The sequence below is a fragment of the Xenorhabdus littoralis genome (genome assembly GCF_033949345.1).
Classification (GTDB): Bacteria; Pseudomonadota; Gammaproteobacteria; order Enterobacterales; family Enterobacteriaceae; genus Xenorhabdus; species Xenorhabdus littoralis.
Genome location: NZ_VCDP01000064.1, coordinates 1 through 13,182, shown reverse-complemented (window position 1 = coordinate 13,182; position 13,182 = coordinate 1). Strand labels below are relative to the sequence as shown.

Genomic DNA, 13,182 nt, shown 5'->3' with positions numbered 1-13,182 from the left:
CATTATCTTGACGTAGGTAACTTTCCATCAAACTTCCCTGCTGGTGACTCGACATTTGTGACCTTACCGGTTTCTTTGGAACTAAATTTCCCTTCACCCACTCCCCATTGTGGTAACGTATTTTCTGCCTTGCCGCCTTTAGTGACTGCTAAAAACGCCTTCGCCACCACATATTGCATCACCTTCGCTTCACTGGTCGGAATGCCGCTGGCTACAATTTCAGCCGCTTTCTCGGGTGTCATCTGTTCATTGGACATCACCACATCCAGCGGTACACCAAAAAAGCTCCCCCAGGCGACAATCAATCCTCTGGCCGGATCTTGCCCTTCCGGGTGCGTTCCTCTCGCCTGTTTCGCCAGTGCTTCTGACAATTCATACGGAGTCGCGCCGTTCTTGAGCATTTGTATGGCAAGTGAGCTCTGTGCCTGACCATACTCCATCAGCCCTTTCGGTGTGGTTTCCGGACTCAGGAAATCCCTTTAACCGCATTTTTAGCCACGTCAGAGAAAAAATGACAGTTAAAAAGAAGATCCCAGCTTTTAGGCTGGGATCTCAATGTTATCTACGTAACTTGTATACTATAAACCAAGTCCCTATTCCAGCTATTGGCCCTGTGATCAAACCTACTCTGAAAGCCGTTTCTACATACTCATGAGAAAAAACAAATTCACCACTAACGAACCACCAGATTAAACACCTACCAATAAAAAAGGATATTATAATTATCAAAAACATAGCGATACCACACATAATGCTCGTTATAACAACAAACATTGGTTGATTATTTTTCATCCGCATTAACTTTCTCCTTATCTTCTTTAATCTCTCCTTGAATCAGAGTGTTTGTTACTTCCGTTGTGCCAGCAGCTCCCATATTTCCCAAAATGCCAGGTAAAGGGTGTGGTTTCATATCTTTCGAAAGTCCTAATTGCCCTTGTATCGCACCACCCTGCAATTTAGGATTGAATTTCGGATTCCAGCCTCCTGACCACCATAAGCCTGTCTTATTGAGGCTATAATTCAATGTCTTGCCAGCTCCATACCCAAATCCAGCCCCCATCCCGGCACTCACTGCGCCTACTAGGGGATCATCGCCTTTTAGGGCACTTAATGAGCCTCCCATCCCGGCATTCCAACCTATGGTTCCCCACAATCCTGTTTCCGCCGTAATTGCCCCTGTCCAGAATGCAAAAGCCACATCTTTTGGATCAACGGTTCCTGTGAATCCATACTGAATGCCTGTATTCGCAGTTGCACCTATCAAGCCTGTTGCGAGCATTTCTGCGGGTAATACACCTGGAGCTGCTCCTGCAACGGTCATTGATACCAAGGATATTGTCAGATTTGCATCAGCGACGGTTTTCTCAATATTCGCTTTACAGGCCATATCACAGTCCGGTGAGTCACCAAACCAAAACCCCAGATTGGAGCCGGCCAGTGCGCCCATTGCATTATTCTCGACAACAACCCATTCCAGTGCGGCGTTGACAGAAGAACACCGATTTTCCCAGTGCAACCAGCCAGTTACAGGAAGATTTTGCCTGTTGATATTGACAGTCGCACCCAAAAACCCCTGATGCACTTTTTTGCCCCCAACGCCGATTTTGCCCGAAGCCAAGGGTAAAGTGTAGCGCCCTTTTCGGCAACGGGCGAACGTCGCCCAACTTGCTTGGGCGGCGGGCGGCCGTTCTGCGGGTGCGGGCGGCATAGAGCCTGCAAGCGGCGCCCCTGCGACGCTCTCAGACGCCGCAGTTTCAGAGTGTGCACCGTTTTGTTGCCTGCGCCGATTTCTCTGGGAAGCCCCCTGCGGGGGCTGCACGGGGCGGATATGGCGAGCACGGCAACGAGCAACGGAGCAACGCGCAGTGCGAGCCGCGCGTAGCCAGTGCAGCGGGGTCGGGGCGGGGGAGGTAAAACCGGAGGCCGCAGGCCGACCTGCCTTCAGGGTTGTTGGCCGAACAGGGGCAGGACAGCTAAAGAAGAACGCGGTTTTTTGCTGAGGACTGGCTGAGACGCTGACAGCAGAAGGCGCAGCCTTGTGCGCCACGTAAGCGATGCCGATAAGCGGGGGCGCCAGACATAATGTAAATTATACGCATGAAGCCGCTTTGCGTTGCGTAGGTGAACGCTGGAAGCTGCCCGGCGCCGTGCGTATAATTCCCCCACATTATGTTGAGTGGGCTTTGGCCGGCCTGCACATTCTTAACGGGGACACGATTGTTCAGGCCGGCCATTGCCCACGTACCCCCGCCAACACCGAAGCCAACGGGCAGTCCGGCCACGGTCTGCCCCCGCGCCGAACCCCGCACAACTTAACGGGAACTGGCGGGGTGTCAACGGGATTTTAGGGTTGAGGTCGGCGTGGGATTGTCCGCTGCGGTTTCCGTGTCGGCATTCTCCTCGGCGTACGGGTCGGCCAGCAAGCCCGTTTCGTCATTCTCCGGCGTTTCGTCAGTCTGCCGCTCAGCCGGATGGGTGCTGGCATGCACCGCCTGCAATGCCCGTATGGAGACCTGCGTATAGATTTGCGTCGATTCGACACTCGCATGGCCCAGCATCGCCTGTATCCAGCGCAGGTCAGCGCCATTTTCCAGCATCTGCGTCGCCATGGCGTGCCGGAACAGGTGGCACGCCCCTTTTTTCTCGATCCCCACCGCTTTGATGTAAGCCGTCACCATGTTGCTGATGCCGTTGGCCTGCAAGCCGTCCTGACCGTCCATCGCCACGAACAACGATTTCACGTCAGGATTATCAGTCAGTTACCCCGCGCCAAGCAGAAGCTGGTATCGGAGATGCTGGATGCAGTGATTGCGCAGGCACAACAATAAAAGACAGGCAATTAAAGGAAAGGATTTTTTAACGCGGAGGCAGCAGGCGGCAACCTGCTACAACCGCTCACCATAACCAACTATGTGAGGTAGTTCATCATGGCTAACCGCGATTGTAATGTAAATTCAAACAGTTCGAAAGCCCAGCGCCGTTATAAAGTCGGCTACATCAGTACCCGTCACGCTGACCGAAGCACCGGCATGACCCGCCATTACAGCCAGCACCCCAGTTTGCACCTGAAGGGCAACTGGCTGGAAGAGGCGGGCTTTATGACCGGGCAGCCGGTGCAGGTCAGCATTGAGCACGGGCTGTTGATTATTCGGCTTGTTGAGAACAACTGACGGGAAAATCCCGGCTCTCATGAACTGCACCTTAATCAGTTAGGTTCTGATTTTTAGGTGCAGTTCATTTAAACTGGGATCTAACGTAGCTAACAGAGATTAAAACGCAACTAGCGTATATTAAAGCGGAGCATCAACCAAACAACTGCTCCTACGCTTCCTCCGATGAGGCTGCCAACTTTCAGCCCCTTTATCCAATTGAGTTGATAAATACTTCTGTTCGTCAAAAGCCATTCCGATGATATCAAAATGAATGAAAACGCTATTGCACAAACTGTTACCAATAAAATCAAATAAGTTATAGAAGGCTTCATTAGTTACCATCCTTCTTGATTACTTTATCCTTACCACTTAACATTTTATTGCTTATATCATTACTATGTGTTGATTGTTCATTCACAATATTGCTGTTTATAGTCGCGCCGCTATACTCTAAAACACCAGAACCCGCTGCTCCTCCTATAATTCCAGGAATTGGACTTAACTCAGCTCCCTTAGTCAAAAAATTAGAATAAACAGGAACATCGCTGTACTTCAGCGAATAATGACTTCCCGGCATACCAAAATGATTTTTAATCAACTGCGATTCCCACTGGCTGGTAATTGCGGAGCCAATACCATACCCTAGGGTTGTCCCAAATGCAGCACCAACCATCGCGGCTTCTGAGTTTTGACCCGTTACTTGACTGCCAAGATATGCACCCCCGACATTTACGCCCACATTGGCATACAGTGACCGACCTGTTCCGCTCCAGCCAGTTGCTCCAGCAGTGAAGAAACTCAAATAGTCAAATTTGTCGCCCGTGTTGCCGTTATACACTTGAACGGCACCATTCGCGCCCATACTTAAGCCCGTACCTATTATCTTGGCATTACCCGACGCCGCTGAATTAAATAACGAGCGCCCTCCGGCCATCAAACCAAAGGTATTTTCGGGCTCTGCGACAAACGCCCCAAATCTGTCCCAATTATCTGTGTTTTTGTTGGCATATTCTGCGTCCTGACTATTGACATAGAGCACGGCATTTTTGACTTCTTCATTATCCAGAGAACCATAAAGCCATGTTGGTCTCTCTGCCGCCGAGATCCCACCGTTAAGCTTAAGCCTTTCATAGCCGGCCGTGCACTCTAATGAATTCCCGTCACACGCCTTTCTAAATTCTTCTGAGTTTTTTCTATGTATTGCAGCATACTTGTCAATAACAGGCTGGCAACCTTCTCCTGCCGCTTTACAGGCCGTCATTTCTTTATCAAAGGCACGGGCTTCATCAAAGCTCAGGAAGTTATTCTCAACCGCATTCTTCGCCGTCTCTGCCCCGCTCACCCCGCCCGCCGTGGAATCGGTTGCCAGCCCCGCTGCCAGTCCTCCTGCAATTGTAGACAAGTTGCTGACTTTTTCCTTCTCATCCGGTGAAAGTTCATCCATGGTTTTGCCGGAATAGAGCACGCTGGCAATCGCCGAGGCCGCCAGTTCACCACCGGCCGCGCCCACAGCGCCGGCGGTTGCTGAGCCGCCTTTCATCTCAGCAATCACGCCGCCTAAAATCGCGTGTGCCAGCAGATTAGTGGCTTTTTCCTCCGCCGTCAGTTGCTCATACGCTTTACCGCCGTAGGTCAGGTCTTTGACGGCATTGGCCAGATAAGGCGCTGCGCCGCCGGCGATGGCCGCTTTAATATCGCCGCCGGCCAGCCCTTGCAGGGCAGTCACCACCGCCGTCACCGCCTGACGCTGGCCGCCGCCAATTTCTGCGCCCTGAGCCTTGAGCGCTGCGTCGTAAGCGATTTTATGCGCCCGGTCGGCAATGGACTCCGCGGTGATATCGCCGTTTTCCTGTTTCAGCTGTGCTTCCGCCTGCTGTTTCAGGGCCTGCTGCGTTTGCGGGTCTTTCAGTTTTTCCGTGGCGGTCTTCGTTGCTTTAATCGCTTCGTGCGTACTGTAAATATCCAGCACCTGCGTGCCGATTTGGGCAATGGCCTGCGCCTGCGCCAGCCGCTGCTGCTCTTTCTCCTTGTCAAAAATCGGACTCAGGCTGTTGGCCGCGTTGTCGGTATCGCGGCTTAAGTCCGCCACATCCTGTTGCTGCTTATCGGCATCGCGAATGCTAATCGTGCCGTCACTGACCGCCGCATGGGTCGTGGAAGACCGGCTGTCACTGTTATTGCTGCCGGCCAGCATATTCGAGGCCATATTGGACGCCAGCTGGCTGCCCACCGCGCCGCCGGTGCTGATACCGACACTCTGGTGTTCACTCTGGTATTCTGCCTTGTTTTCAATATCACTGAAGCCCAGTGTGCCCGTCTCCAGACGGTTCCTGTCTTTATCGGCGGTGCTGGCAATCACCGCGCCGTCAAGCTGGGTATGTTCACCCACCTTGATATCAAAACCGCCTTTACCGGCAAAAATCCCCGTCTGTTCGTTGACGGACTCGAACTGGCTGTGGATTTTGTCACGGCTGGCGTTAACACTGGCCGAACCGCTCATTGAGCCATAAGTAAAGCTGGCGCCCGCACTGACGTTTTCCTGTTTGGCATCGTAATTGTCCTTATCCTGCTCACTTTGCAGATGCAGGTTACGGCCGACATCCGCCGTGACTTTCTCGCCGCTGACCTGCGCCCCTTTGAGCGTGGTGTCCTGACCGGCTTTCAGGCTGACCTGATTGCCCGCATCAATCAGCGTTTCGCTGTGGGTCACGCCGTCGCCGGTTTCATGCCCCTTGCCCTTGTTGACACTGGCGGAGAATTTGATGCCGTAACCGCCCTGACCGGCGGTCAGACCCACACCGACACTGCCGCCTTTACTGCTGTTTTCACCGCGGGTGGTCTGGGTATTTTCAGCGGATTGCAGGACGATATCCTGTTTCGCCTCCAGGGCCACATCCCGCCCGGCTTTCAGGCTGCTGCCTGCCACCTGAATATTGCCGCTGTCTGCCTGAGCCTTGTCACCCGTGGCGGTGATACGGATATCCCGCCCGGCATTGAGCTGACTGCCCTGTGACTGCGTCTGCTCCGTGCGGGTTTCGGATTTCGCCGACTGGCTGCCGTAAGAAAGCTGGATACCGATAGTGTCGGTCGGTTTTTGCGCATCCCCGCCCGCCTGATTGATGGCATCCGCTTTGGCGGATTCAGCCTGACTGAGCTGCCATGCCTGATAGCCCTGCACCCCGGACAGCACCGACTGGGTGCCCTTCAGCGCTTTCAGCCGCCCGTCCCCCTCGGTTCGGGCCTGCTGGGCCGTGCTGACCGCGGTATTGAGCGCACTGCCCACCGCGCCGGACAGCGCCAGCGTCAGGCCGGACTGTTTCTGCTCAAAGGTTTCTTCCCGGCGACGTTGGTCCTGACCCGGATCAATCTGCACACTGTCGCCGGTAATAGTGATATCCTGCCCGGCCACCAAATCGGCCCCGCCGACCTGCACCCGGTTACCCGCCGTGATATTCACATTGCCCTGACTGCTGCCCACCGTGCTGACACTCTGGCTCTGGATAATGCCGTCTTCATTAACCTGATGGCGGGTAGACTGACTGCCCACGGTGAAACCGATGCCCCCGCTGCTGAGCAGCCCGCTCTTTTTCTTCTCGTCCAGTAAATAATGGGACTCGGTTTCGGTGGCGGCAGTAATCGCCACGTTATTGCCTGCCTGCAGGGTCACGTCCTTATCCCCAGCAACCGCCGACCCGCTCACGCTCAGGTCGTTGCCCGCTGTGATGCTGATGCTGTCGCCGCTGAGCAGGGTGCCTTGCTCACGGGTCACGCGGTCTTCCTGTACGGTATGGCGGCTGCTTTTTGACAGCACGCCTTTTTTATTCGCACTGGACTCTGAGAATTGATAGTCACTTTCGCTGGCGCTGTTCAGCGTAATATCCTGTTTCGCCTGCAATTCAAGCGCCCCCTGCTCACTGTGCAGCGTACTGCCGGTGACCGTGATATCTCCCTCACGCGCCATCACCGCAACGCCGTCACGCCCGCTGAAGGTACTGCCCACACTGTGCTCGCTGACGCTCTCCATCTCCCGCCGGCTGTTCGTACTGCCCTCGCGCTTGCGCTCGCTGTCCTGGTCTGCCACACGCTGACGCGCATCCCTGATAATCACCGTTTGGGCATCCAGCCCGATATGACCTGACCGGCTGTCAACCTGCACCCCTTCGGCCGTCAGGTTTTCCCCCGCCTGAAGGGTCACACCCCGGTCACCGCTCAGGCTACTGAGATGCAGCCGATCTTCCTCACGCCGGTTACTCACCGACGAGGTCCGGCTGTCGGCTTCCAGCTGCGTGCTGTTGGTGGTGGTTTCCGCCAGCAGGTTCACATTGCCGCCGGCCTGTACCTGCGCCGTTCCCCCGGCGTTGGCCTGACTCCCCTGCAACGTGATGTCCTGTCCGGCGCGCAGGCTGAGGTTACCCCCGGCATTAAGCTGACTGCCCAGCGCCTGTTGCCACTCGCCGCTGACGCTCGCCATCCGCTGCCCGGCCTCTTCCATACCGTCGCTGGTGCGGTTACCCATCGCCCCGGAAATAACCGCAATGTTCCCTGTCGTGGTGCTTCTGGCGGCAGCAATATCCAGATTATCGCGCGCACTCAGGCTGAGATGACGGGTAGCCTCCAGTTTCGCCCCGCGCAGCTGGATATCCCCGCCGCGCAGGCTGAGCTCCCGGGCGCTCATCGAGGCCTGGCGCAGGGCATCCTGCAAATTGGTACTTAAGGTCAGGCTCTCCGCCTGCACGTCAATGCGCTCTGCGCGGATATCCCCGCCCTGGTGCAGGAACTGGTCCGCATCAATGTTCAGGGCCCGCTCGGCAAACAGGTTACCGGCGTTAGTCAGGCTGTTGGCGGACAGTTGCAGGTTGCCCCCGCCAATCAGGGCCCCCTGGCCGGTCAGCCGCAGCGTGGTGTTGGCCAGATAGACCTTCGGCACCCAGACCGTCTGCGAACCACTGGCAGTTTCGACCGTCTCGCTCACCAGCCAGACGATATCCTGCTGCAACGCCGCAATCTGGGTCGGCGTCAGCGCCACGCCCGGCACCAGCCGGAAGTCGTTGGCCACCTTCGTCCCGTTGTTCATCAGGGTCTGGTACTGTGCCATCGCATCTTCACCGCGCACGGAAGGGCGGCCGGTCAGTTTGAGTATCTGCTCACGCACCAGACGTTGCTCATAGAAACCGTCCCCCAGCCGTTTATGCACCTGCGCCGGGTCATACCCCACCCGCTGCAACAGGTAATCGCTGCTGATAAACCGGGTCCGGCTGGTAAAGCGTTCATCGGTTACCACCAGATAGGGGCTACCTTCTGCCGGGTGCTGACGGAACAGGCCGTTATTGGGCACAAAGGTGGCGACCCGCGCCAGTTTTTGCTGGTCGGTCAGGGCCAGTTCAGCCGGCGTCAGGGGGCGCTCGATCGGCTTAAGGGGTGGGGCGGCAGGCGTGAGTTCCCGTTTGAGCAGTGTAAGCAATTGCTCATCTGAGATAAGGGGTTGATCAGCCGGCGTCAGTTCCCGCTTCAGCAACGTGAGTAGTTGATCACCCTGTATGACGGGTTGGTCAGTCGGCGTCAGTTCCCGCTTCAGCAGCGTGAGCAATTGACCATCCTGTATGGCAGGTTGGTCAGTCGGCGTCAGTTCCCGCTTCAGCAGCGTGAGCAATTGACCATCCTGTATGACGGGTTGGTCAGTCGGTGTCAGTTCCCGCTTCAACAGCGTGAGCAGCTGGTCATCCGATAAGTGGGGGAGATCGACTGACGTGAGTCGCCGCTTGAGCGGCGTCAGCAGTCGGTTGACCAGCACCAGTTGGCTGTCCTGTTCCTGCCACTCTGCCCCTTCTACCGTCACCGCCAGTGGGTTGCGTTCCCATTCCGCCCGCTCGGCTTCCGCCGCTTTCTGGGCCGCTTCCACTATGCTGATTTGTGCCGGGTTGACCGTAGTATTTTCCAGTTTTGCGCCGTGGATGGCGACATCGCCGTGCCCGGTCATGATCGCGTCAATGGTCGCCAGTGCGACGGTTTCATCGCTGTGGTGTTTCGGATACCAGTGCCGGGTATCCCGATCGTAATGGTCGACCAGAAATTCCTCGCGCCGTTCATTCACGGAATAAGCCCGGTTGGTGATCTCGCCGTCGCCTGTCGTCACCAGGTTACCGTTGGCACTGACGGTACTGGCGTCGTTAAGCAGTTCCCCCGTGATCCGCAGCGTCATGTTGCCCCCGGCCAGAATATGGGCACCGATGCCTTCAGACACCAGTTTGTCCCGCGTCACCGTGCCGGTGGCCGAGCGTTCACGAAAGTTGTTGTAATCATCCACAAACGGCACATTGGCAATATCGAGGTGTTTCTCCGGGTCCCACTGCTCAAGCCGTCCCCGGTTGTGCTCGCGCCAGACCGTATTGTGATAAGGGGTCGGCACCCTGTTCTGGCGATGGCCGCGCGTCTCATAGAACGTCATGTCATAACTGCCGTCGCGCCCCGGTTTCAGGGCCAGATAATGGACCCACAGCTCATAAGGTTGCTCGTTGTCATCCCTGACCCGAACCTGCGCCCGTTTACCGGCCGCATCAATGGCCAGCAGGGTGCCATAACGGTTGTTTTCCACCGCGGCGTCATCGCGGAACGTCAGGCGCTGGGTGGTGGGCGCCATGGTATTTTTGTCGTGATTCACCCCCGACGCGTAAGAGCGCCAGTAGTAGTTGTAACGGTGCCATTGGGTCTCGCCCTTTTCCGCCTCGCGCACAATCTCCAGCCCTTCGCGCAGGTTATTCAACCGGTTGGCTTCAATCGACACATCCCCGTCAGCCTCTATGCCGCTCGCTTTGTTCTCAATCAGGTCATCACTGCCCAGGCGCAGGGTGCCGGCACTGTAAATCAGGCTGCCGTCACGGTTGGTCAGGCGCTCACCGGCCTGCAAATCCAGGCGTTCCGTTGCAGCCATCACCGCGTTCTGCCCGTGGTTGTCGATAATCCGGCTGCGCACCGTGACCGCATCCCCCATCACCGTGTCCGTGTTATCCAGCGTGTCGCTGGTGAGGGTCATGCTGTCGGCTTCCAGACGCTTTTCGTTGCGCAGGGTGCCGGTCGTCAGCCGCAGGTCTTTCCCGGTCAGCGTTCCCTGGTTGGTGAAGTGGGCACTGTTAATGGTCAGGCTGCCGGGCAAGCGCCAGTCGGCTAGGTTGGTCAGCAGCCCGCCCACCGAAAAGGTCAGCGTGCCGTTACTGCTAATCGTATCGCCGGCCCGGTGGGTGTAATCCTGCTGCACGGCCAACGTCAGGCTTTGCTGGCTGAGCAGGGTCCCGCCGGTATTATTCAGGGTGTGGGTATTGACCGTCAGCTGTTCCCCGCTTTGGACGAGGCCGCCCTGATTGAACAGCGCCAGCACGGACGGAATACCCGCATTGAGATTAAGTGTGCCGTTGGCGCGGATCATCCCCTGCTGATTGATCAGCTTGTCGAGATTTGACAGGGTCAGCGTGCGGGTACTTTGCAGGCGGCCGGCCGTGTTGTTCAGCTCGCGGGCCGTCAATTCGGTGTGCGTTGTCCCCAGCAACAGGCCGCCGTCATGATTGTTCACCCGGTCGCTGTGCACGGTCAGCATGTCCTGGCTGGTGATTTTCCCCTGCCCGTGGTTATTGAGTGTCTGGCTGTCGATTTGCATCGACCCGGTGGCGATCAGCTGCCCGGCCTGATTGTTTATCGTTTCACCTTTAAAGGTCAGGGTGCCGCCGCCGTGGATTTTTCCTTGCGCGTTATTGATCACATTGATGCGGTAAATGCCGTTCCCCCCGCTGATCAGCTTCCCGTCCGGGTTATCCAGCTGACCGGCGGTCACTTCAAGCGCGCCCAGGCTGTTGAACAATCCCTGCCGGTTGTTGACCTGCCCGGCTGAGATTTGCTGGTCGCCGTTACTTTTCAGCGTGCCGCCGGTATTATCCAAAAGTGCCAGAATGCGCAGCCCAAGCTGCTGTTTGCTGTTTATCGACCCGGCGGCATTCAGCAACGACCGGGCATCCAGCTGCATCGCCCCGTCCGAAAGCAGTTTCCCGCCACGGTTATCCAGTATCCCGCTTAAGTGCAACCGCACCGGCTGCTGGCTGTCAATCAGGCCGTCAGCGTTGTCCAGACTTTGCGCCGTCACCGTCAGGGCGCCGTCCGAAAGCAGTTTCCCGCCCGCGTTCAGCACACGGCCAGCCTCCGATCCCTCGGTTGCGCCCTGTACATCCAGCCGCTTCAGGGCGCTGATTTTACCGCCTTCATTATTAACCGCCTGTGCCGAGCGCAACATCAGCGTTCCCGCTGATCCCAGTGCGCCTTTCTGATTGTCCAGCGTGCTGACCGCCAGTGTGGCATCCTGCAGGCTCGACACGCTGCCTCCCTGGTTATCAAACCGGTCAGCCGTGGCGGACCAGCCCCCCTGAGTGCCTATCCAGCCCTGGGCATTCAGGATATTTTCCGCGCGCAGGGATTGCGCCAGCTTGTTGAAAATGTAGCCCTGGCTGTTATTCAGTGTTTGGGTGAACCGCATATCCAGCGCGTCCAGCACCTGAATTTTTCCCTGGGCATTCAGGAGGCCCTGCGCATTCACCGTGCTGTGCCCGCTGCTGATCAGTTTCCCCCCCTGATTATCCCAGCTGCCCGCCAGATCCAACTTTATTCCCTGTTTGCCCTGGATCTCGCCTTGCTCGCGGTTGGTCAGCTGTCCGCCCCACAGTGACATCCTGCCTTCGCTAAATAACGTCCCCGCGTTATTGTTCAGTAAGCTGTCCGTACCGCCCTGCCAGTGCAAATGTTGCTGTGCCGACAGTTTACCCGCCTGATTAATAATATTGCCGATACTATTAAGCGTCAGGTCACCGATCGATTGCAGTGTGCCGCCAGTGTTGTCCATGCTGTGGGTGGAGACGGTCACCCGTTTGCCGCCCTGGGCCGTGCCGCCGCGGTTGTCCCAATGCCCCTCCGTGTGGATATCCAGCGTGTCACCGCCCTCGATAAATCCCTGTTGGTTATTGATAGCCTGTTGGATATCAAACCGCAGGTTCCCCAGGCTGACCAGATTACCCAGTGTATTTTTCAGGTGCTGTGCCGTCAGTTGCAAATAGTTGCCCTGCATGTACCCGGACTGGTTATCGATGCTGCCGGCCGCCTTCACGGTCAGCTGTTGATCAGAAAACAACTTGCCCCCGCCGTTTTGCAGATCACCCCCCGACGTCACATGCAATACGGACAGCCCCTGCAACAGGCCGCGCTGGTTATCGATAGTGCCCGTCGTGTTCACAGTCAGCGCTTGTTCGGCCAACAGGTTTCCATCACTGTTATTGATATGGAGGGCGGAGATATCCACCTGCCTGCCGCCCTGGGCTATCCCGTTGCGGTTATCCCAATTGCCCTGGGTACGAATATCCAGGGCGTCAGCCGCTTCGAAAAGCCCGTGCCGGTTATCAATCGACTGCCGAATGTCAAGCTTCAGACGTCCCTTGCTGATGACCTTGCCTTTCTTATTATCCAGATGTGATGCCGTCAGTTGCAGGTGTTCACCCTTAATTTCCCCTGACTGGTTATCGATATTCTCGTCGGCGTTCAGGGTCAGTGCCTGAGCGGCCGACAGTGTGCCGCCGCTGTTATCCATGCTACGGGCAGAGACGTCAACCTGTTTGCCGCCTTGCAGGGTGCCGCCGTGGTTATTCCAGTGACCGTCAGTGTGGATATCCAGGGTATCATCAGCCTGAATAAGTCCGTGCTGATTATCCATGTCCTGATTGATCTTAAGCTGCAGATGCCCCTGACTGACAATCTTACCTTTCGTATTCGTCAGCGTCTGTGCGGTCAGTTCCAGCGCTTTGCCCTGGATATTACCGGACTGGTTATCGACACTGCCGGTCGCCTTCACGGTCAGCGCCTGATCGGACAACAGCTTGCCCCCGCCGTTTTGGATATCGCCCCCTGACGTCACGTTCAATGCGGACAGCCCCTGCAACGTGCCACGCTGGTTATCGATAGTGCCCGTCGTGTTCACGGTCAGCGCTTGTTCGGCCAACAGTTT

Annotated in this window: 5 protein-coding genes and 1 pseudogene; 2 read left to right on the top strand and 4 right to left on the bottom strand. The window is 56.6% G+C overall.

The window, feature by feature from the left end; all coding sequences use genetic code 11:
* Positions 1-2: 2 nt before the first annotated feature.
* Complete coding sequence (locus FE394_RS15375; protein ID WP_319927242.1) at positions 3-440, bottom strand: hypothetical protein; 438 nt, start codon at positions 438-440, stop codon at positions 3-5.
* A gap of 341 nt (positions 441-781) precedes the next feature.
* A complete protein-coding gene (locus FE394_RS15370; protein WP_319927241.1) occupies positions 782-2,047 on the bottom strand; it encodes a hypothetical protein in 1,266 nt (421 codons plus the stop codon).
* 7 nt (positions 2,048-2,054) lie between these two features.
* Between FE394_RS15370 and FE394_RS15365 the strand changes: the two genes are divergently transcribed.
* A complete protein-coding gene (locus FE394_RS15365; RefSeq protein ID WP_319927240.1) occupies positions 2,055-2,348 on the top strand; it encodes a hypothetical protein in 294 nt (97 codons plus the stop codon).
* Here FE394_RS15365 and FE394_RS15360 read toward each other — a convergent pair.
* Positions 2,334-2,750 (bottom strand): annotated as a pseudogene (locus FE394_RS15360) (tyrosine-type recombinase/integrase); the annotation flags it as partial. The gene FE394_RS15365 and the pseudogene FE394_RS15360 overlap by 15 nt on opposite strands.
* Positions 2,751-2,927: 177 nt before the next feature.
* Between FE394_RS15360 and FE394_RS15355 the strand changes: the two are divergent.
* Positions 2,928-3,170, top strand: coding sequence for a SymE family type I addiction module toxin (locus FE394_RS15355; RefSeq protein WP_319927239.1), 243 nt, complete (start codon positions 2,928-2,930; stop codon positions 3,168-3,170).
* A 313-nt stretch (positions 3,171-3,483) separates the two neighbouring features.
* Here FE394_RS15355 and FE394_RS15350 read toward each other — a convergent pair whose 3' ends face one another.
* Positions 3,484-13,176, bottom strand: a complete 9,693-nt coding sequence (locus FE394_RS15350) for a hemagglutinin repeat-containing protein (protein ID WP_319927238.1) — start codon at positions 13,174-13,176, stop codon at positions 3,484-3,486.
* Positions 13,177-13,182: the final 6 nt, after the last annotated feature.

What these genes read in the sequence shown, in the direction of transcription:
- FE394_RS15375 (WP_319927242.1), bottom strand. Translation starts at nt 440, where the DNA reads ATGGAGTATGGTCAGGCACAGAGCTCACTTGCCATACAAATGCTCAAG.
- FE394_RS15365 (WP_319927240.1), top strand. Translation starts at nt 2,055, where the DNA reads ATGCCGATAAGCGGGGGCGCCAGACATAATGTAAATTATACGCATGAA.
- FE394_RS15355 (WP_319927239.1), top strand. Translation starts at nt 2,928, where the DNA reads ATGGCTAACCGCGATTGTAATGTAAATTCAAACAGTTCGAAAGCCCAG.